At 59.1% G+C, this 23,213-nt stretch carries 5 protein-coding genes; 2 read left to right on the top strand and 3 right to left on the bottom strand.

Annotated features, from left to right (window positions below; genetic code table 11):
* Positions 1-357: 357 nt before the first annotated feature.
* A complete protein-coding gene (locus AMM41_RS20420) occupies positions 358-1,929 on the bottom strand; it encodes a M48 family metalloprotease (protein WP_228769380.1) in 1,572 nt (523 codons plus the stop codon).
* 80 nt (positions 1,930-2,009) lie between these two features.
* Between AMM41_RS20420 and moaC the strand changes: the two genes are divergently transcribed.
* On the top strand, positions 2,010-2,501 hold the full coding sequence (moaC, locus tag AMM41_RS20415) for a cyclic pyranopterin monophosphate synthase MoaC (RefSeq protein ID WP_089963629.1): 492 nt from the start codon (positions 2,010-2,012) through the stop codon (positions 2,499-2,501).
* A 31-nt stretch (positions 2,502-2,532) separates the two neighbouring features.
* The gene (locus AMM41_RS20410) at positions 2,533-3,921 is read left to right on the top strand and encodes a sensor histidine kinase (RefSeq protein ID WP_089963626.1); all 1,389 of its coding nucleotides are present in this window, start codon (positions 2,533-2,535) and stop codon (positions 3,919-3,921) included.
* Positions 3,922-3,998: 77 nt separating this feature from the next.
* On the opposite strand, the gene AMM41_RS20405 is transcribed toward AMM41_RS20410, so the two are convergent.
* Both AMM41_RS20405 and AMM41_RS20400 read right to left on the bottom strand, forming a co-directional pair.
* Entirely contained in the window at positions 3,999-21,146 is a 17,148-nt protein-coding gene (locus AMM41_RS20405) for a YDG domain-containing protein (protein ID WP_089963624.1), read from the bottom strand.
* A gap of 219 nt (positions 21,147-21,365) precedes the next feature.
* Positions 21,366-23,048 (bottom strand): ShlB/FhaC/HecB family hemolysin secretion/activation protein, encoded by a 1,683-nt coding sequence (locus AMM41_RS20400; RefSeq protein WP_089963623.1) that lies wholly within the window; start codon positions 23,046-23,048, stop codon positions 21,366-21,368.
* Between the last annotated feature and the right edge of the window lie 165 nt (positions 23,049-23,213).

Raw genomic sequence — 23,213 nt, 5'->3', positions numbered from 1 at the left:
CCACCAAAACAACGCATGCGATGTGTTTCAGGCTTCGCCTTCTCCCAGCCAGCTCGCCGCCACTCCCTGCCGAATCGAGTTCGCTTTACTGCGCACCGCCAGTTCGCCTCCGGTTGCTCTCCACCCCGCTTCGCAGCGACGCAGTTACCTTCGACTACGGGGCCTTGGCTTACCCCGACATGGACTCTCACCATGCTGTGTACGCGCCTTCACGGGCGCACTAGGAGCGACGCCCTCGTCGCGATCACCCTCGCAGACCACCAAGAATCGCCCCGAGGGCGGGGCTCCTACAGGGGGTTACATAGCTGATCGCTGTGCCCAAGACCTGCATTTCATTTCAAACTTCACAGGGCTGGCTCAGTTGCGCTGAACCTGCATGTCGCGCAGCCGGTCTTGTGCGTAACGCAAACGGGCATCCACAATGGACGCTTCGATGTGATCGCCCGGCAGCAAGCGGCCTTGTCTGGCCCGATCTTGGGCCGCCCGCAAGCGGTCCACCGCGCCAGTCCAGTCCAGGCGTGCAATTTGGGCTTCGCCTTCGGCACGCAAAGCCCCCAGGGCAGCGCCTTGCAGCGAGAGCAAACCGGCCAGGGTTTGCCAAGCCTGTGCGTCGTTGGGCGAGCGCTGCACCGTGCTGCGAAGCTGGCGAGTGATCCCGTCAAGCCACGGGTGTTGGGGCAAACGCTGCAAGGCTTGTGCCACCGCGATCAGTTCAGGCCGGGGCAAGTTGGCCTGCGGGCCATTGGGCACCAGCGTGGTCAGCACAGCTTCAAAGCGGTTTTGTTTGAAGGCCACTTCCGCACGCAACAAACGCAGCCAACGGCTTGCCGCCATTTCGGGCGCGGCCTGCAGGCCTTGCCCGCCCTTGTCGGCTTGAACCTTGGCAAGCCGATCGGTCAAAGACGCGAGCGTGCGGTCAGCACCCTCCATATTGCGCATCTGCAAATAGGCCAGTGTGGCGGCGTACAAAGCACCGATTTGCTGGACCTCAGAGCGCTCTGCACCCGCCTGGCGTTCGTCCTGCGTCCAGGCCCTCAGGGCGTCCGGGCTGCTTTGCGCCAAAACACGCGCTCTGGCGGCCAGCATGGCTTGGGCCACATCGCTGGGCGCAGCTGCCGCGCTGGCATTGAGCTGCTGCCGCGCTTGCATGTCAGCCAAGCGCTCCGTCGTCAACGGGTGGCTGCGCAAATAAGGAAAGGCACCGCTGTCGTTCAAACCGGAGGCTTGTTGCAACTTGGCAAACATGCCAACAAAGCCTTTGGGGTCATAGCCTGCATCCACCAAAATGCCATAGCCCACCCGGTCGGCTTCGCGCTCCATGTCGCGTGAGTAGCTCAGCTGAGACTGCGCGGCTGCGGCCTGTCCCCCCACAATCAAGGCTTGAGCGCCTTGGGCACTTTTGCTGGCGGCCAGAGCCCCCAAAATCATGGAGCCAATGACCCAAGGGGTCATTTTGGCTTGGTCGTCCATGCTCCGCGCAATGTGGCGCTGGGTCACATGGCTCAACTCATGCGCCAAGACCGAGGCCAGTTCGTCATGCGAACTGACCACGGCAATCAAACCCAAGTGGACACCCAAATACCCGCCCGGCAGAGCAAAGGCGTTCACGGTTCTGTCGCGGCCCAGCAAAATGCGCCAGGCAAACCGTTCTTGCAATTCGGGTGACAAGTCGCCTCGGGCCGCTGCCGATTTGATCAAAGGCGCCCACAATTGCTGGATGTACTCGTCCAGGACGGCATCTTCCAGAAAATCGGGGTCCCGGTACAACTCACGGGCGATCCGGTCACCCAACTGCCTCTCGGCGCTCAAGGAGATGCTTTCCCCGTCACCCAGGGCAGGCAGGCACAGTGTTTGTGCCCGGACAGGCGCAAAAGTCACGGCACAAGCCAGTGAAGCCAGCAACAAATGGAGACGCAATTTGTTTTTCAAGGTCGGTCGTGTCTTGTTCAATCCCCGTATGATGCGCCATTGTTGTGAACCACTTGTAAACGGGTGTTACCCCTATGGCCATGAGCGAGAATTCCGGTGTTCTGACCCATTTTGATGCCCAAGGGCAAGCCCACATGGTCGATGTGGGCAGCAAAGCCCTGACCCGACGGGTGGCGGTGGCCACTGGCCGCATCGACATGCTGCCCAGCACCTTGGCCTTGGTCACGTCCGGCACCGCCAAAAAGGGCGATGTCCTGGGCATTGCCCGCATTGCCGGCATCCAAGGGGCCAAGAAAACCAGCGACTTGATTCCGCTGTGCCACCCGATTGGGTTGACCCGCGTGGCTGTTGAGTTCGAGATCCCCCCCGACGCGGCTTGTGTGGTCTGCACCGCGACAGCCGAAGTCACCGGGCAAACCGGCGTGGAGATGGAAGCCTTGACGGCTGTTCAGGTCGCCTTGCTCACCATTTACGACATGTGCAAGGCCGTGGACCGGGGCATGACCATCAACGGCGTCAAGCTGCTTGAAAAACACGGTGGCAAGTCCGGCAGTTTTGTAGCCCCGCAGTGAGCCTGCCGCCCGCTCTTGAACATCCAAACTGATGGTGTTGCAACTGCCCACAGCGCTGCTTCTGGCAGGAGGGGCATGCATGGCGCTGTCGGGTGTGGTGAAGTACTTGCTGAAATCCACAAGGTCCCGTGCCACCGCCTTGTGGTGCAGCGGCACCACGGCATTGGGCGCGGGGCTGTGCATGGCGGGCTTGTGGTGGAACAGCGTTCACGGCTGGCTGAATTTGGGGATCGCTGGCATGTGCCTGTGGGGGGTGTGGACCCAAGCGCTGGCCTTGCGCCACGTCTTGAACCGCCCGCTCAAAATGGCACAAGCCTGGCTCGCTTGCGCGGTGTTGAGCAGCCTTGCCGCCGCACTCGCACAGGGTTTGCCCAACCAGGCATTGGGGCCATCGGGGCTGTTGATCGCCATGGCTGGCAGCTGCCTTTGGGCAGGGCTGTTGGCCCGTGACATTCGGCGACGCCAAGACAGTGCAGCAGCAACTTGCATGGCCTTGGCGTTCTTGACGGCGGCCTTGGCGCTGGTCCTTGTGTCGGTGTTGCTGGCCTCCGGGCACTCGCCTTGGCCAAACGGGCACGCCCCCCACACCTGGCTGTGGGTCGCTGCGGTGGTGCTTGTGACGATGTTGGCGCATCTGGGGTTTTTGGGCTTGAAGCTCGAAGACTTGAACCGCCAAATTCATGCACTGCGAACCGACCAAGCACATCAAACGCGGGTGATCCGTCTGAATGAGCAAATGGCACACATCGACCGCCACCATGGCTTGGGCGGCATGGCTGCATCACTGGCCCACGAACTGAGCCAACCCCTGACCAACCTGTACCTGATCACCGATCGGCTGGAGATGGAAGTTCAGGACAAAGGCCCCGACACCCTGACCCCCTACATTCAGGATCTGCAGCGCAACGCCCAAAAGGCGGGCGACTTGGTGGGCCGCATTCGGACTTTTGTCAGCTCAGAAAACGGCCCTCACCCCCGTGTCCAAATCCAGCAAGTGATGCTGGACGCACAACAACTGGCCAGCAGCTGGACATGGGCCGAGGGGGTGCAAATGCACGTCAGCTGGCCTGAAGACACGTTGTTCGTGCACGCTGATGCCGCCCAGTTGGTGCAAATTCTGGCCCATGTGCTGCGCAATGCCCTGCAAGCGACCTTGCCGCAAAGCACGCGCCGTGTCGATTTTCGAGCCTGGCGATCGGGCGCAACGGTGCACTTGGCCATCACCGACAACGGCCCCGGCATGACGGCCGAGGTTTATCGGCAAGTGAGCTCGGCATTTTTCAGCGCCCCATCGCAAGGCGTCGGCCTGGGCCTGTCGCTGGCGCAATCCTTGGCCAAACGCAACGGCGGGCGCTTGGTCTTGGCTGAGCATGCCGGCAGCGGTGCCTGCATCGAGCTGCAATTGCCTACAGCCGATTGACGCAGGACCGGGTCCTGTACACAGTGGCCCTTGCAGCCATTTGACCCAGAAATGGCCAGGTCAAATTTTTGCAAGATTCAGCGTTTGGCTTGTCGGCCCTGATCAGCGGGGAAACAAATTTCCATGGCCGAATCCACGACTCGCTCACAAATGCAGTCTTCCAGTTTTTGGGGCGTGCACGCCTGAGCTGACTGGGTGCGAATGCTGTAGTTGACTTGTCCCATGGCCGCACCCACACCACCCAAGCCCCCAAAACCTTGAAAGTAAAGTCGGCTGAATGTCGGCTTGGCGGCCTGGCTGTCCATCACCACCAAGTTCGACACAGTGGGCGCCGTGATGTTGGCTTTGAGCACCACCGGTGACCAGTCGTAATTGCTGGCACGACCTCCGTGATCGCCATTGCTCAGGCCGTAAACCACTTCAACCGCTTTGTCTGTGCCTGGCGCAGCATCGGCAAAACGGCCTGTCACTGCGCTGATGTTGAGCGACTCCGCCCCCATCAAACCGGTGATGCGCCCCGCCTTGACCTGCGCGACGGTGTTGCCATCGGCCAACTTGTCAGACACCGTGGTGCCCACAAAACCCAGCATCGCTTTTTGAATGCGCAAATCGGCTTGCTGCAAACGGACGGTGTAATTTTTGACATCGGCTCCGCTGACCGACAAATTGGAGGCATAGCTGCCCGCGTCACGCCCCTGTGCCGCACCCGTCACCACAACGTCATCACCGGCTATGAAGCCCTCTTGACGTGGGGCACTTTGGATTTGTGTGTTGCCGTTGTAAATAACGCTTTGAGCCTGCGCCGAGACCCAGGCATCTTTGGGCGTGATCGTCAATTTTCCATGGCCATAGGTGATGTCGTAGTTGCCCGCATCGGCACCGGAAACCATCAGGGCTGAGGTGTATTGACCCACTTGACGCGCACTGGGCAAACCGCCAAAGATCAAATCGTCACCCACGACAAAACCGCTGCCCTGAGTGCCCACCAGACTCTGCGTCTGACCGTTGTAAACCACACTCTGGTCCAGTGAGGACAAGCTCGCGGCTTTTTTGCCAATCTGCAGGGCCGCATTGTTGAAGGTGATGGTGTAGTTGCCCACATCGCGCCCTGTGGCTGTCAGCGCAGAGGCATAACTGCCCACCTGACGACCACTGGCCAAACCACCGGCTTGCACGTCATCGCCCGACACAAAACCGCTGAGCACCGCTGCACTTTGAGATTGGGTTTGGCCGTTGTAGGTCACCGACATGGCGGAGGCACTGATGCTGGCTTGCGCCCGGTCAATCACCCCCTCCACACTGTCGATGTACTCGATGCTGTAGTTGCCCGTGACATCGGCCAAGGTGCCGTCGATCAGGCGAACGCCCTTGACGGTCACGGTTTTGCCTGTGCCCGCATTTTTATCCGTGAAGCTCAAAACGCCCGCTTGATCGATTTTGTCGCCTGCCTCAGCTCCGGCCAACACGCCCACCAACACGCCCGTGCCATTGGCCAAAGGGGTGCCATCGTAGGTTTTGCGAACGGCGGTGGCCTTGATTTTCAAGGGTGCCGGGGTGATGTTGGCCGTCGTCAGGGACTGCGAAGTGATGTTGTAGTTGCCAACATCCTGGCCATCCAAAGTCGTGCTGATGACAACCGGTTTGGACTGGCCCACATGGCGCGTATCAAAACTGCCCGTGGCGGAAAGGGTCACCACATCATCCTGAACCAAACCGTCAAAGATGGCTGCGCCGGTGACCACTTTGGCTTGGGTGTTGCCGTCATAGACCTTGTTGGCCGCCGTCAGGCCGCTGATGTGGAGGTCTTTCTTGGAGATGTTGGCAATGGTGGTGGATTGATCGGTGATGGTGTAGTTGCCCAGATCGGCACCCGTTAAGGTGTTGCTGAGCGTGACTGTTTTGCTTTCGCCAACATTCTTGTCGCTGAATGTGCCGATGGAGGCGATAGACAAATCGTCACCAACAACCATGTCCTTGAAAGCAGCACCAGCGACAGAAACAGCCGCAACGTTGTTGCCGTCGTAAGTCTTGTTGGCCGCAGTGATGCCGCTCAGTGTGATGGCTTTCTTGCTGATGTCGGCCGTGGTGTTGGCTTGATCGGCGATGCTGTAGTTGCCCAGATCGGCACCGCCCAAGGTATTCACCAGGGTCACCGTTTTGCCCGTGGCCACATTCTTGTCGTCGAACTTGCCAGTGGAGGCCACTGTCAGTTCATCACCTTCGACCATGTCCTTGAAAACGGCCCCATCCACCGAAACAGAAGCGACCTTGTTGCCGTCATACGTCTTATTGGCCGCAGTGATGCCACTCAGTGTGATGGCTTTCTTGCTGATGTCAGCCGTGGTCGTAGCCTGGTCTGTGATCGCGTAGTTGCCCAGATCGGCACCACTGAAGGTGTTGGCCAAAGTGACCGTTTTGCCTGTGGCCGCATTCTTGTCGCTGAACATGCCTGTGGAGGCAACGTACAAATCGTCACCACTGACCTTACCCCCGAAGTTGGCGCTGGTGACAGAAACAGTAGCAACGTTGTTGCCGTCGTACGTCTTGTTAGAGGCAGTGATGCCACTCAATGTGATGGACTTCTTGCTGATGTCGGCCGTTGTAGTGACTTGATCGGTGATGGTGTAGTTGCCCAGGTCGGCACCGCCCAAGGTATTCACCAAGGTCACCGTTTTGCCAGTAGCCGCATTCTTGTCGCTGAATGTGCCAGTCGAGGTCACAGACAACTCATCGCTGCTGATCTGGCCATTGAAGTGAGCTCCAGACACCGAAACAGTCGCAGCATTGCTGGCGTCGTACACCTTGCTGGCAGCAGTGATGCCACTCAAGCTGATGGATTTTTTATCAACCACGTAGTTGTTGTCAGCGGTCGTGATGCCGCCAAAGCTGTAGTTGCCCGCATCGTCACCGTTGATGGCGGTGGCTGTTTGTTGATAGCTGCCTGCTTTGAGGTGGCCGCTGGTGCTGTTGGAGCCACCCACGATGGAAGCCGAAGCCGTGACTTTGTCAGTACCCTGGACGTTGGTAAAGCTCACGGCGCCTGCGTTGGCCGCCGTAGCGTAGGTGGTTGTCACACCTGCAATGGCTGCGCCGGTCAAGGCCAGCTTGTTGACCACGTAGTTGTTGTCCGTGGTGGTGAGGCCTCCAAAGCTGTAATTGGCAGCATCTTCACCGCTGACCGAAGTGGCTGTTTGCTGGTAGCTACCAGCTTTGAGGTTTCCACTGGTGCTGTTGGAGCCACCCACAATGGAAGCCGAAGCCGTCACTTGGTCGGCACCTTTGACGTTGCCAAAACTCACTGCGCCCGCATTGGCCGCCGTCGCGTAAGTGGTGGTCACACCTGCAATAGCCGCGCCGGTCAAGGCCAGCTTGTTGACCACGTAGTTGTTGTCAGCGGTCGTGATGCCACCAAAGCTGTAGTTGGCCGCATCGTCACCGTTGATGGCGGTGGCTGTTTGTTGATAGCTGCCTGCTTTGAGGTGGCCACTGGTGCTGTTGGAGCCTCCCACAATGGAAGCCGAAGCCGTCACTTGGTCGGCACCTTTGACGTTGCCAAAACTCACTGCGCCCGCATCGGCCGCCGTCGCGTAAGTGGTGGTCACACCTGCAATGGCCGCGCCTGACAAGGCCAGCTTGTTGACCACGTAGTTGTTGTCAGTGGTCGTGACGCCAGCAAAGCTGTAGTTGGCCGCATCGTCACCGTTGATGGCGGTGGCTGTTTGTTGATAGCTGCCTGCTTTGAGGTGGCCACTGGTGCTGTTGGAGCCGCCCACAATGGAAGCCGAAGCCGTCACTTGGTCGGCACCTTTGACGTTGCCAAAACTCACTGCGCCCGCATCGGCCGCCGTCGCGTAAGTGGTGGTCACACCTGCAATGGCCGCGTCGGTCAAGGCCAGTTTGTTGACCACGTAGTTGTTGTCAGTGGTCGTGATGCCAGCAAAGCTGTAGTTGGTCGCGTCATCGCCGCTGATCGAAGTGGCTGTTTGCTGGTAGCTACCCGCTTTGAGGTTTCCACTGGTGCTGTTGGAGCCACCCACAATGGAAGCCGAAGCCGTCACTTGGTCGGCACCTTTGACGTTGCCAAAACTCACTGCGCCCGCATCGGCCGCCGTCGCGTAAGTGGTGGTCACACCTGCAATGGCCGCGTCGGTCAAGGCCAGCTTGTTGACCACGTAGTTGTTCTCAGCGGTCGTGATGCCACCAAAGCTGTAGTTGGCCGCATCGTCACCGCTGATCGCAGTGGCGGTCTGCTTGTAGCTGCCTGCTTTGAGGTTGCCACTGGTGCTGGTGGCGGTATCAACAATCGAAGCTGAAGCAGTGACTTTGTCAGTACCCTGCACGTTGCCAAAGCTCACAGCGCCTGCGTTGGCCGCAGTAGCGTAGGTGGTTGTCACACCTGCAATGGCTGCGCCGGACAAGACCAGCTTGTTGACAACGTAGTTGTTGTCAGTGGTGGTGACGCCAGCAAAGCTGTAATTGGCCGAATCGTCACCGGTGATCGCAGTGGCTGTTTGCTTGTAACTGCCTGCTTTGAGGTTGCCACTGGTGCTGGTAACGGCGTCGACGATCGAAGCCGAAGCATTGACATTGTCAGTACCTTGGACGTTGGTAAAGCTTACGGCGCCTGTATTGGCCGCCGTAGCGTAGGTGGTTGTCACACCTGCTATGGCCGCGCCGGTCAAGGCCAGTTTGTTGACCACGTAGTTGTTGTCAGCGGTCGTGATGCCACCAAAGCTGTAGTTGCCCGCATCGTCACCGTTGATGGCGGTGGCTGTTTGTTGATAGCTGCCTGCTTTGAGGTGGCCACTGGTGCTGTTGGAGCCGCCCACGATGGAAGCAGATGCCGTCACTTTGTCGGCACCCTGGACGTTGGTAAAGCTCACGGCGCCTGTGTTGGCCGCCGTAGCGTAAGTGGTGGTCACGCCTGCGATGGCCGCGCCGGTCAAGGCCAGTTTGTTGACCACGTAGTTGTTATCAGTGGTCGTGACGCCAGCAAAGCTGTAGTTGGCAGCATCGTCACCGTTGATGGCGGTGGCTGTTTGCTGGTAGCTACCAGCTTTGAGGTTTCCACTGGTGCTGTTGGAGCCACCCACAATGGAAGCCGAAGCCGTCACTTTGTCAGTACTCTGGATGTTGGTAAAGCTCACGGCGCCTGCGTTGGCCGCCGTAGCGTAAGTGGTGGTCACGCCTGCAATGGCTGCGCCGGTCAAGGCCAGCTTGTTGACGACATAGTTGTTGTCAGTGGTGGTGAAGCCTGCAAAGCTGTAGTTGGCTGAATCGTCACCACCGATGGTGGTGGCGGTTTGCTGGTAGCTGCCTGCTTGGAGATGGCCGCTTGAACTGTTTTCACCGCCAACGATCGAAGCCGAAGCAGTGACTTTGTCACCACCTTGGACGTTGGCAAAACTCACGGCGCCTGTATTGGCTGCGGTGGCGTAAGTGGTGCTCACGCCTGCAATGGCTGCGCCGGTCAAGGCCAGCTTGTTGACCACGTAGTTGTTTTCAGTGGTCGTGAAACTTTCAAAACTGTAGTTGCCCGCATCGTCACCGCTGATGGCGGTGACGGTTTGCTTGTAGCTGCTTGCTTTGAGGTGGCCGCTGGTGCTGTTGGTGCCGCCCACGATGGAAGCTGATGCGGTGACTTTGTCGGCACCTTGCTTGTTGCCAAAGCTCACAACACCTGCATCAGCTGCCGTGGCGTAAGTCGTCGACACGTCTGCGATGGAAGCGACGGTCAAGGCCAGCTTGTTGACTTTGTAATCGCCTTTGATGTCGGCAAAGGTGTAGTTGTCCATGTCGGCACCCGTGAGGCCCGTGAGGGTCTGAACGCCGGTGTGCACGCCCGCCTTGAGGTGGCTGCTGGTGCTTGTCTTGTTTGTGGTGTCGACGATCACGCCACTGGCGTCCACCACGTCGGTGCCAACCTTGTTGCTCAGCGTCACCGTGCCGGCCACCAAGGCGTCGCCGTAAGTGGTCAAGCCTTGTGCAATCGAACCCGTCAAGGCCAGTTTGTTGACGGTGTAATCGCCTTTGACATCGGCGAAGGTGTAGTTGTCCATGTCGGCACCCGTGAGGCCCGTGAGGGTCTGGATGCCCGTGTGTTCACCGGCCTTGAGCTTGCCGCTGGTGCTGGTCTTGCCTGTGGTGGCTATGCTCACGCCACTGGCATCCACCACGTCGGTGCCGACCTTGTTGCTCAGCGTCACCGCACCCGCTTGCAAGGCCGATCCGTAAACAGTCTCACCCTTGGCGATGGTGCCAGACAAGGCCAGCTTATTGACGGTGTAATCGCCTTTGACGTCGGCGAAGGTGTAGTTGTCCATGTCGACACCCGTGAGGCCTGTGAGGGTCTGGATGCCCGTGTGTTCACCGGCCTTGAGCTTGCCACTGGTGCTGGTCTTGCCTGTGGTGTCGATGGTCACGCCACTGGCGTCCACCATGTCGGTGCCGACCTTGTTGATCAGCGTCACCGTGCCGGCCACCAAGGCGTCGCCGTAAGTGGTCAAGCCTTGTGCAATCGAACCCGTCAAGGCCAGCTTGTTGACTTTGTAATCGCCTTTGATATCGGCAAAGGTGTAGTTGTCCATGTCAGCGCCCGTGAGGCCCGTGAGGGTCTGAACGCCGGTGTGCATGCCTGCTTTGAGCTTGCCGCTGGTGCTGGTCTTGTCTGTGGTGTCGACGATCACGCCACTGGCATCCACCACGTCGGTGCCGACCTTGTTGATCAGCGTCACCGCACCCGCTTGCAAGGCCGATCCGTAAATGCTCTCGCCCTGAGCAATGCTGCCGGTCAAGGCCAGCTTGTTGACTTTGTAGTCGCCTTTGACATCGGCGAATGTGTAGTTGTCTTTGTCAGTGCCCGTCAAACCGCTGAGGGTCTGGATGCCCGTGTGTTCACCGGCCTTGAGCTTGCCACTGGTGCTGGTCTTGCCTGTGGTGTCAATGCTCACGCCATTGGCGTCCACCATGTCGGTGCCGACTTTGTTGGTCAAATTGACTGCACCGGTCAGCAAGCTGGCACCGTAAACGGTCTCACCCTTGGCGATGGTGCCAGTCAAGGCGAGCTGGTTGACTTTGTAATCGCCTTTGATATCGGCAAAGGTGTAGTTGTCCTTGTCAGCACCCGTCAGGCCCGTGAGTGTTTGAATGCCCGTGTGCACACCGGCTTTGAGGTGGCCGCTGGTGCTGGTCTTGCCGGTGGTGTCGATGTTCACACCGCTGGCCAAAACATCGTCACCGCTCACGGTGTTGGTCAGGCTCACAGCACCGGCCAACAGCGTGTTGCTGTAAGTGCTCAAGCCTTGTGCAATCGCGCCGGTCAGGGCCAACTTGTTGACCACGTAGTTGGCCGTGGGGGTCGTGGAACCTGCAAAGCTGTAGTTGCCCGCATCGGCGCCGGTCAAGCCAGCGCTGACCGTTTGCACATAGCTGCCTGCACGGATTTGACCGCTGGTGCTGGTGTCGGCGCTCACCAGGGTTGCGGTGCTGGCAGCCAGAACTTCGTCTGTGCCCACTTTTCCGCTCAGGCTGACAGCACCGGTGGCTGTGGCCGTGCCGTACGTGGTGGTGACATCGGCAATGGCACCGGTCAAGGCTTTGGCAGTCAAAACAACCGAGTTGTTGACGCTTGCTGTCAGTGCGGGCAATTTGTAGTTGCTGGCCAGACCACCGTTGCTGCCGTTGCTCAAGCTCACGGCATCTACAAAGTTGCTGCTGTTGTCGCCCACGTTTTTGCTGTGGATCGTGGCCAAGGTGTAGCCCAGCGTTTCACTGCCTACGCCCGTGGTGATGCTCAGCTGTGTACCGGTCAGTGTTTTGCTGCCGTCATAGGTTTTGGCGGCAGCCAGGCTGACTTCTTTTTGGTCAATGAACAGCGTGCCGTTGAGTTTGGTGATGGCGTAGTTGCCGTTGGTGTAAGCACTGTCGTTGACTGTGCTGGTGTGTGTGCCAGCGTGGGTGGCTTGTGCGCCTGCCGTGATGCTGGCCAGGTCCACCGCCAAGCTGTCCGTTCCCTGCAGACTGCCACTGGTGATGGCAAAGCCGCTCACACTTTGTTCACTGCCGTTGTAGACCTTGCTGGTGTCGCTGTTGGCCGTCAGGGTCAGCGCGGCCTGGGTGATGGTGCTGGTGATGTTGCTGACCGTGGTGGGCAGCTTGTAATTGCCCAGATCTGCTGTGCCTGCGGTGAACTGACCCGCTGCCAAATGGGCGGTCACGGTGTTGGCGCTGGCGACATTCTTGCTGTTGTAGCTGCCCACAGTTTGGGTGACGGTGGCTGTTTCGGTCACGCCGCCCACCGTCACGCCTGTGGCCGTGATGGCACCGGCGGCCAAGGTGGCGTTGGCGTTGCCGTCGTACACCTTGGTCTGGTTGGCCAGGGTCACGGCAAGATTGGCTTTGGTGATGGTGCTGCTGGTGTTGCTGACCGAAGCGGGCAAGTTGTAGTTGCTCACATCGGCCGTGCCCGAGCTGAAATCGGCACCGGACAAGGTGGCGGTGACCGTGTGGGCCGAGGCCACGTTTTTGTCGTTGTAAGTGCCCGTTGTTGACTTGATCGTGGCGCTTTCGGTGACACCGCCGACCGTCACGCCTGTGGCCGTGAAGGCACTGGAGGCCAAGGTCACGGTGGTGGTGCCGTCGTACACCTTGGTCTGATCGGCCAAGCTCACCACCAGATCGGCCTTGTGAATGGTGCTGCTGGTGTTGTCGATGTAGCTGATGTCGTAGTTGCTGGTGACATCGGCGTTGGCACTGTCTTTGATGGTCACGCCCGATGCCCGAACGTATTTGTTGGCCTGGCCTGCGTTCTTGCTCAAGAAAGCTTGCGAGCCTGCCGCGTTGACGCTTTCTCCAGCGGCTTGTCCTGCCAATGTGCCCACGGTGCCCGAGCCCGTGGCCGTGGTGGTGCCGTCATAGGTTTTTTCGAGCTGCGTGGCCGTGACGGTCAAGTTGGCTTTTTGGATGGTGCCCGAGGCCGTGTTTTGGCTGACCACATAATTGTTGCCGTTGTTGCCATCCTCGATGGTGAAGCTGCCCACTTTCAAAACAGAGTTGTTTGCACCCAAAGCGTGCTTGCTGGCAAACACCTGGTTGGCAGAAATGGTGTCACCGGTTTGCGCCCCGGTGATGAGCACCGCAGCCGAGGAGCTGGTGGTGCCATCGTAGGTTTTGCTGTCGGTGGCTGCTGCCAGGATCAAGGTCCGGGCCGAAATATTGGCCGTGGTGGTGAGTGCGCCTGTGGTGGTCAGGTTGTAGTTGGCCCAACTGCCTGTGCCATCGGTCTTGGACAATGTCGCCACATCGGACACGGTGACCGTCTTGCCACTGGCGACGTGCTTGTCTGCAAACGTGCCCGAGCCACTGACGCTCAAAGTCTCGGAACCCACGCCTGTGTTGATGGCCCCCGAGGTGATGCTGGCTTGGTCGCTGCCGTCGTAGGTTTTGTGGGCTGCGCTGATGCTGTCCAGGGTGACGTTCTTCTTGTCGATGGTGCCTGCGGCGGTGGTCGTGCTGATGTTGTAGTTGCCGCTCATGTCGGCACCACCCGTGTCTTTGACCGTGTAACCCGACTTCACCTGCAGTGTGCTGCCGCTGGTGCCCAAAGCGTTTTTGCTCGCAAATTCCTGCGAAGCCGTCACCACGTCGGTGCTGCCACTGGCGTTGTTCACTTCAAGCACTTTGCCCGACACGACCGTGCCATCATAGGTCTTGGTGTCGGTGACTGCTTGGATCGCCAAGTCGGCTTTGTGGATGGTGCTGGTCGTGTTGTTGACGTATTCGACGATGTAGTTGCCACCGCCGTTGCCATCGTTGAGGGTGACGCCAGACACTTGCACCACTTTGTTGCCGGTGCCTGCATTTTTGTCGGTGAAAGCAAACGTGCCACCACTGACCGTGTCCGAGCCAAACAGCTGCGTGCTTTGTGTGGCCACCGCTGAGCCCAAGGCGTTGGTGGTGCCGTCGTAGGTTTTGCTCACGTTGCTGGTGGTCAGCTTCAACGTGGCCGGGGTGATGATGCCGTCTGTGCCCGAAAGGCTGGAGGTGTTGCCGCTCAGGTAGTAATTGGCAGCATCGGCACCACTCAAGGCCATGTTGGCAATGGTGTAACCCAGGCCCGTACCCGCGTTTTTGTTGGTGAACGACCCTGTGCCACTGATGGTCAGGCCATCACCTGTCACTTGCCCCGTCAAGCCCAACACCACGTTGTTCATGGCCGTGGTGCCGTCGTAGATTTTGCTCACGCCAGTGGCATTGGGCGTGACGGCCTTGGCCAGCACATTCAACTGACCCGCAAACACGGGGGCCCCCACAAAGTTGCCCCCCACCACCGTGGGGCTGATGTCTTTGATGCTGTAGTTGCCAACCACCGTGTGGCCAGAGCTGCTCAGCCCAGCCAGGTTGGTGCCCGCATAAGCCTTGAGCGTGGCGTTGACCGATGTGCCCAGGCCATCGCTGAACGTGAAGCTGTTGCCTGTTCCAGTGCGACTCAGGGTGATGATGGCGTCGTTGTTGCCGTCCAGGTACTGGGCTGTGGGGTCATACGTCCAGCTGCTGCCGTAGGTGGCATCGATGTTTGCGTTGCGAATCAGCAATTGATTGGCAGGTACGATGGTGTAAGTGCCCGTGGCAAAAGCAATGTTGTAGTTGCCCGATGTCAAACCCGATGGCGACAAAACACCTGTGTAAACACCGGCAGTGCCCGTCGAGTCGTTGCTGCGTGTGATGGCCAAGGTGCCCCCCAGCACGCTACTGGTTTCGCCATTGACCAATCCGGTGTAGTGCACACCCGCAAAACCGGCGGCATCGGTGCGGCCCACAAAACGTGCATCGTCGTTCGCCGTGACCGTCAGGTTGGCCTTGTTGATCAGGCTGCTGGTGTTGTCGGTGTAGGTGATGTTGTAGTTGCCGGTCATGTCGGCATTGGCCGCATCTTTGATCGTCACACCAGAGGCACGCACGGTTTTGTTGGACCCTGCATTGGCATCCAAAAAGGCCTGCTTGCCCGCGTTGTTGACCACGTCGCCGCCTGCCACACCCGCCAGGGCCGCAACGGTGCCTGTGCCCGTGGCGTTGACGGTGCCGTCATAGGTTTTGGTGACGGGGTTGGCGGTGATCGTGAGGTTGGCCTTGTTGATGGTCAAGCTGCCGGCGTTGTACGTCAGCCCATAGCCCAACGCATTTTTGCCACCCGTGTCGGTGACAGAAATTGAATAAGGCGTGGCCGATGCATTTTTGCTGCCTTGCGAAGTCCCGCCGAACGAAGCATTGGCGGTCAGCGCTGAGAAGGTGTCGCCATTGCGCAATGCGCCAGACGTCAAGGTGGTGTTGAGCGTGCCTTCCGAGAAAACGAGGCCGTCATAGGTTTTGGTGACACTGTTGACTTGCACCGAGACCAAGGGTTTTTCGCGGTAAATGGCATAAGCGCCAGAGCCCAGGGCGGCGGTGTAGTTGGTGGTGGTCTCATCGCTGTTGTAGCGGTTGTTGCCGGCCAAGACGCCCATGCCGGTGCTGCCTGCAATGGAGCCTGTCATGTAGGTGGCGCGTCCACCGCTGCCCACGGTGACCGCACCGCTGCCCGAAATCTGAATGTCGCCGCCTGTGGCTGTGCCCGCTGCCGTGGATTTGCCGGATTCGAGAAACACGGCTGACGCCGTGGCGTTTGTCGTGCTGATGGCTTCCATCACCAACAGGTTGCCATCGGTGACCAAGTTCGCCTTACCGCCCGTCAGGTTGATGCTGCTGTTGACCGTCAGATCACTGGTTGCACCCGTGATGTTGGCCGACACGTTGCCTGCGCCAGAAATGGTGTTGGCGATGGTGGTGCTGGCGGAGCGCACATAGCTCAAAGTGGCGTTGTTGCTGAGCGTGACATCGCCTGCGCCCAAGGTGCCTGTGCTGCCACCGTTGCCCACCTGCAAGGTGCCACCACTGACGGTGGTGGTGCCTGCATACGTGTTGTCTGCCGCCAAGGTGCTTGTGCCCGAACCCATTTGGGTCAAGGTGCCTGTGCCGCTGATGGCGCCGCTCACCAGCAAGGCGTTGGAACGGTTGAAGACAAGATGGGTGTTGTTCACCACTGCGCCGGTGCCCAAGGTGCCAGAGGTGCCACCGTTGCCCACTTGCAAAATGCCTGTGCTGAGGGTGGTGGTGCCCGAATAAGTGTTCGTGCCTGTCAGGATGGTGGTGCCTGTACCGGATTGCGTCAGCGTGCCCGTGCCGCTGATATCGTTCATCACGGTCAGCGCATTGCTGCGGTTAAAGACCAAAGCGGCGTTGTCGATGACCGCACCTGTGCCCAAATTGCCGGTGGTGCCACCATTGCCGACCTGCAAGACACCCGCACTGATGGTGGTGGTGCCGGTGTAGGTGTTGTTGCCCGTCAGGATCTGTGTGCCTGTGCCTAGTTTGGTCAGTCTCGCTGCGGCACCGTTGCTATTTTGGATAAGCCCTGAAAATGTGCCCGAGCCGTTGTTGACACCCACATTGATGCCATACCCATAACCTGGAAATCCTGAGTTGACCGTTCCACCGCCGGTCAAGGCATCCACGTTGATGTTGCCCTCCACACCCTGAAACGTGGCACCGGTTGCAACATTCAGTGAAGCTTTGTTGTTGGTCCAGATGTCATTGGCATTCGACGCGCCGACAAAGCTGCCTGCTCTCACATCAATGAGCGCACCGGCCGACAAGCCGAAGTTGGCCACGCCGCCTCCCCATCTCAATGCGCCCGTACCCGTTTTGCTCAAGGTGCCGGAACCGGTGAAAGCGGTTGACCGGTAATCCATGGACCGGGCTCCGGTGTCGAAATTCAACTCTGCACCGGCTTTGATGTCGTAAGAGGGTGTGCCGTACGACGTACCTGAGTAGTCGCCTGTGATGGAGAGCACCCCCTGATTGACGACAGTGGCACCAGCGTAAGTGTTTAAAGCCGACAAGGTTGTGGTGCCAGAACCCGATTGCTCAAAGGTCCCTGAACCACTGATGGCTTTGCTGATCACGACCGCATCAGACCGCTTGATCACCAGTTTGCCGTTGTCCACAATGTTGCCGGTGCCCAAATGGCCCGAGGTGCCACCATCGCCCACTTGCAAAGTGCCGGCACTGATGGTGGTCACACCGCTGTAGTTGTTGGCACCATTGAGGCTGGCCGAGTCCATCAATGTCAGTGTGCCAGTTCCAGCCTTGGTCAACCCACCCGTGCCGGTGATTTGCTGGTCCACCGTGATGTTGTCGCTGCGATTGAACGCCAGTGTGCCGTTGTCGGTGATGGTGGTCGAGGTGCCCAGTGTGCCGGTGGTGCCGCCATTGCCAATTTGCAAAGTGCCTGCGCTGATGGTGGTAGAGCCGCTCCAGTCGTTGTTGGCTGTGAGCGTGGTGGTGCCTGTGCCCGCCTGGGTCACAGTGCCCGTGCCAGAAATTTTGGCACTGACCACCAAAGCGTTATCGCTGCGGTTAAAAACCAGGGCACCGTTGTCGGTGATGGCACCTGTACCAATGGTGCCCGACGTACCACCGTTGCCAATTTGCAAGGTGCCTGCATTGATGGTGGTGGTGCCGGCGTAATTGTTGTTGCCCGCCAGAACTTGTGTGCCCGTGCCGTTTTTGACCAAGTTCAAGGGTGATGAAGTCCCGACGATGGTGCCGGTGTATGTTGCACTGCTGTTGTTGTTGCCCACGCTGAAGGTGGTCAGCAAGCCGCCTGAAGTGCTTGTGGTTTCGACTTTGCCCGAACCCGAAAGCCCATCGATCGATTGGTGTTTGCCATCCAGCATGCGCAGTGTGCCGTTGTTGATCACATTCGTCGTGGTGGGCAGGTTGTACTTGGCGCTGGCTTGAAGCACCGTGCCTGAGGAAATGGTGACATTGCCCACAAAATCATTGGCCGAAATTCCTGTCCCGCTGACGGCGCCCATCGTGATGCGGGTGCCGGTCAAGGTGATGTTGCCCGTGCCTGTGATTTGACCGTCCAGTGTCAATCGGTCGTTGGTGGCATCGTTGATGACCACATCGCGGTTCAAGGTGATTTTGCTGTTGACCGTCGACCAGCCTCGCCCCGTCTCTCCCCCAGGTCCATAGGTGGTGCCCAAGGTGGCTGTGCCTGTGCCATTGTTGGTGAAAGTGATGTCTCTGGTCAGGTAACCCCATTCATTGCCAGGCATACCTTTTTCGACCAGCAAACTCACGTTGTTGTTGCCCGTATTGAGATCGCCCACAACGATCGCGCCGGTGCCTGCCGTTTTGTTGTAGTTGCCACCACCATGCCCGATCACCAGTGCGCCTTGACTGATGGTGGTGCCCCCCGAAAATGTGTTGGTCTCGTAGTTCGCTGTGGTGGCGTTATAGGCTGACAAGGTCAGTTGACCTGCGCCTGATTTCAGCAGTGAGCCGGTGCCGCTGATCGTGCCCGAAATGGAGCCCACCGCAGGGTTGGTGACGGTGAGTTGGGTGCCGACAGAAATGTTGCCAGCAGCCACCAAAGAAGTGCCAGAGCCCACCCCGCCAGAAGTCAATGTGGTGGCTTGTGTGGATGTCAACCTGGCAGCACCATTGCTGATGTTGATCGCCGCGCCAGATGCGCCGGTGTTTTCGCCATTGATGGTGATGTTCGCGGCCGTCAAAGCGGCGGAACTTCTGATTTCAACACCGCTGCCCAGAGTGCTTGCCTTCTTGCCGCTCAAAACGATCTGCCCCCCGTCAGTCGCAGTGATGGTGCGCAGCATTGGGTTGCTGGCCAGATTCGGGTCGGTGGCTCGCACGCTGTCAGCGATTTGGACGCCTGAGCGGCCAGAGGCTGTGGACACACCACTGCCTGCCGTGAAAACGCCCCCAGCGAACGTGCCGCCCGTGTTGTCGATGATCACGTTCTTGCCGGTGATGGCCGTTGAGGTCACCGAGTTGGGTACCCCGTCTTGAATCAAGATCGAACCTTGATTGCTCTTGAGGGTGGTGTTGCCACCTGTCGAGACAAATGAAGATGCGCCGCCTATATAGCCTGGAGCAGGGACACCTGAAAAGTAAGCGGACGAATTGATGAAAATCGCGTCTGTGGCGGCGTTGTTGGTGGTGGCACTGACGGTCAGGTCCCCACCGGCCCTGGCCTGAACACCCACCATGCTGATGGTGGGACTGGTGTTGGCCGCAGAGGCGTTGGTGCCGGTGATGCTGAGGGTGCCACCCGCTGTGTAAGCGTTGACCAGGTTTTGCCAGCTGGTCGTGCCGTGATCAATGGCTTTGCCGGAGCCTTCGCCATTCACGATGCCGGTGATCGACAGATTCTCGGCTGCTGTAACGATGTTGCCCGCGAATGCACCGATGTAGCTGAGAAAGCCCGATGAACCCGTACCCGATGTGCTGCCATGGATGGAGACATTTTTGCCCAGCAACTTCATGTTGTAGGCATTGCTGTATGTCAAATTGTTGAAAACGCCGTGATTGCCTGTGGACGTCCCTGTGATCGAAATGTCACCTGTGGTGCCTGCATCGATGAGCGTGTTGTTCAAGACAACACCGTAGCCTGTTCCAGAAGTCGATGTGCCCGTGACCGTGACAGCGCCTGGGGTGGTGATGCTGGCACCGGAACCGAATTGGACGCCAGCCCCTGCACCCGTATTTTTGTTAGTGCCCGTCAAGGTGACCGTGCCATTGGTGTTGATGGTGCTGCTCAGCACAATGCCTTGGCTGCTGGCGTGTTCGGCTGTGTTGCCCTGGTAGTTGCCGTTGGCCGTCAAGTTGACGTTGACCCGTTGGGCGCTTGCGGCGTTGGTGGTGATCGATGCGCCCGCGTTTTGCGTGATGCCGTTGTCGGCCACCAGGTTCAAGCTGGCGTCTGTGGCCCCTTGGTTGTTGAAGACCAAGGCGTTGGCGAGGGTGATGTTGCCAGCGCCCGTGGTGTTGCTGTCATTGGTGGTTTTAATGGTGACGCTGGTGCCCGCGTTGATGGCCGTTTGAATGGTGTTGACGCTGACCACACTGCTGGTGCCCGTCGCCCCGTTGGGCGTGGTGTCGGCAGGGCTGGTGCCCGTCACATTGCTGTCGGCGGCGCTGGAGATGGTGATGTCGGACGGGTCCAGCAACCACTCTGCTGCTTTGACAGAGACCTCGCGTGTGACCAGGTGGTCGCCCGAAGTCTCGACAAAGCCGCGCTGGCTTTCCAACTTGGCACCGCTCACGTCGGTGGCCTTGGCCAACACACCCGTGTCTTCGTCGCGCCCGATGACGATGTCGCCGCCTTTGCGGGTGTGGCCCTGGTCATCTTGCCCCGAGCTGTTGGCCGTGATGCGCCCGTCCACCTTGATCTGGCCGCCGTCGGCCAACAAATGCACCGCACCGGCTTGTCCACCGCTGGTGTCGATGCTGCCCGAGTTCAGCACGCTGGCCACGGCTTGACCCAGTGCAGCGGCCTGCAGGTAAACCTGACCGCCTTCGGCCACAATCACGCCGTCTTTTTGGTTGGCCACTGCAGCGTTGATGCTGGCGGGGCTCAGCGCCAATTTGATCTTGCCGGTGCGTCCCAGCGGCACCGTCACGGTGTCGGCGGCACCCAAAGCCACGCCGCCTTGGGGCGCGATGATCTGGCCTTCGTTGCTGACACCGGCGCCCAACAAGGCCACATAGCCGCCGGGGGCCACTTCGATGCGGCCTTTGTTGATGACTTGGCCCGTGCTGCCGTCGCGGGTGTATCGCATGTTGCCGGCCATGAAGTCGGCGTCGCTGATGTTGAGGGTGGAGGCCGTGAAGGCGCTGGCACTCACACTGCCATCGCTGCCCACCACGATGCCTTTGGGGTTGACCAGGACCACCTGACCGTTGGCTTGCAACTGGCCCAGAATTTGGGTGGGGTTGTCTGACAGCACGCGGTTGAGCAGCACCGACTGGCTGCTGGGCTGCAGCACGTTGACCTTGGCGTTTTGGCCGATATCGAAGCTTTGCCAATTGACCACCGCTTTGGGCGTGCTTTGGGTGATGGCCATTTGGTGACCCGACTGGCTGACACTGACCACCCCTTGCACCACTTGCGCCCCTTGGGGCAGGGTTTGACTCCAGCCCAGACTCACCGAAGCAAAGCCCAGCGCCAGCGTGCCCACAAAGCGTGCATCGAAGAAACCCGCTGCCCCCGAGGCTGCGCTGGCACCTTGTCCTTTGGACTGGCTGCAAGCATGTTCACCCACGGCCACCAAGGTGCCCAAGCGCTTAGAGAAGATGGTTTTGTAGCAAAGATGGTTCACGGCAGGAATTCGTCAAGTGACGCACCCACACGCGAAAAGCCAAAAACGCTTCTCTATCAGTTATGAGTGCTTATTTGTCAATTTTCGATTTCCTTGGAACTTCTATCATTGTCCAATTGGGGTATTCAGGCAGTTTTAACGAAACTTTTTTGCTTTTATTGCCGAAATTATTAAATACATAGATTTATATTTAAATTCACCAAAAGCTTGACTTCTTGTTCAAAACGCATAGCTCACAGACAGATTGACGCGTTGGTTGTTGGGCTCAGACTCGATGTTGCTGGGCACCCAGCCCTTGTAGCCACGGTGCCCTTTGGCCCAAGTCAGGGCGTACTGCACCTGAAAATAACGCCCTTGCACTTGCAAGCCCGAGCCCTGCAGCGCATAACGCTGCACGGTGGCACTGGCCAAAGGATGGACTTGGGGCACGACTTGACCCACGTCATAAAAGACCGACACCGTTGTATTTGAGGGCAAGGACTGGCTCAGCTCCAAGGTGCCCAGCACACCCCGGTCACCTGTGCCGTCGGCGCTGGTGTAGGCCCGCACGCCGTTGACACCCCCCAAAGTGATTTGGTTGTAACCGTCCAGGTTGCGGTTGGCCCATTGGCCCCGCACACGGGCATTCAGGCGCAAAGAGCCACTGGCGTTGATGTGTGTCTGGCTTTTGAGCGCAAGGTCCACGCGGGCATAGCTGCCAGCGGGCACGGCCAAGCTGACCGCATCGGGGTACTGGCCCAGGGTCAAGCCCATCTCGGCCCGCACAGGTTGATTGGACAAGCGCTCGTTGTCCGCACTCAAGCGCCAGCGCCATTGATGGTCTTTGGTGTTGGAGATGGGCGCGTCTGTGGCCTGTAAGCGGCTCTCGCTTTGGCGCGTGACAACGTCCATCTGAGCTTTGAACACGACATCACGAGACCCCCCGAGAATGCGTGTCAGCCCCAAGCCCAGCTCGGTGGACTGGCCCTTCGTGCTGGCCGATCCGCCCAACACCGAGCGGCTGCGCGAATAAGAACCAAACACCTGGCCACGGCCACCGACAGCAGGCAGCAAAAACTCGACATCCGCCCGCCCATAGGCAATGCCCTCAGAGGCTTGGGCCAACAAAGACAGTTGTGATTTGATGCCGGGCATGCCCACGGTGCTGGCGGCCATCAGCTGTGCGCGGCCATATTGCCGAAGACCGTGGTTGTTGAGCTGCGCCACACCCGACAACCAGTGTCCAGGCTGGGCCTGCGCCGGGGCCACCGTGATCACCAAGTCCAGCAACTCGGGCCCCACCGCTCGCAAGGTGGCCTCGAGCTCGACCGGCAGGTCAAAGCTGGCCGAATCGAGCAACTGGTCCAGCGCCAAGGTGTCCAGTGCCACACCCGCTTGAAACTTGTCGGCAAAACGCGCTTGAATCCGCTTCAAATGGGCCGCATCGGGCTGGCCATTGAGGGACAGCACGCGCACCACATTGATCTTGGGCTGCATCACCTGAACTTGCAACTGCTCGCCCGCAGGGGTCATGACCACCTCGGTCTTGGCATAAGCCATGAAGCCCTCGCGGGCCGCTTTGTCGTAAAACCAGGCATGGAAGGCCTGGATTTGTTCAATCGACACGGGCTGGCCGATGCGCGGCTGCCAATAGCGCTCAATGGCCTGCGGCAAGATGGCACTTTGCACCTTGAGTGATGCCAAGCGCGTCATCGGGGTGCTGGCCTCCAAGCCCAGGGTGTCCACATGCACCAAAGGCTTGGGTTGTGAGCGCTCGCGCAGCTGTTGGCCCAGCTGTTCAATGTTTCTTTGGGCAGCGGCAGGATCGGCCTGCGCCAACGTGGCGCTGGGGCTCAAAGCCCAGCTCAAGAACAACAGGGTGGCCAGGGTGGACTCACGCAGGGATGGGGACGGTGTGTGCATAAGACGTGGGTCACATTCATCGGCAAATGACCAACTGCAGCGACATATTTAGAAAATACGAAGCATAACGGTTTATACACAGTTAACAATTAGAACCTTTGTGAATGCTGTATTCGCTGGTTTTATGGTTCAGGCCACCACCCATGGCCTCCATGGTTGGGGCTC

The sequence above is a fragment of the Limnohabitans sp. 2KL-3 genome (assembly GCF_001269405.1).
Taxonomy (GTDB): Bacteria; Pseudomonadota; Gammaproteobacteria; order Burkholderiales; family Burkholderiaceae_C; genus Limnohabitans_A.
The sequence above is the reverse complement of the archived record's forward strand: the minus strand, read 5'-3'. Positions and strand labels throughout refer to the sequence as shown.

Bases quoted from the DNA above. Each gene is read 5' to 3' on its own strand.
- moaC (WP_089963629.1), top strand. From the start codon at position 2,010: ATGAGCGAGAATTCCGGTGTTCTGACCCATTTTGATGCCCAAGGGCAA.
- AMM41_RS20410 (WP_089963626.1), top strand. From the start codon at position 2,533: ATGGTGTTGCAACTGCCCACAGCGCTGCTTCTGGCAGGAGGGGCATGC.
- AMM41_RS20400 (WP_089963623.1), bottom strand. From the start codon at position 23,048: ATGCACACACCGTCCCCATCCCTGCGTGAGTCCACCCTGGCCACCCTG.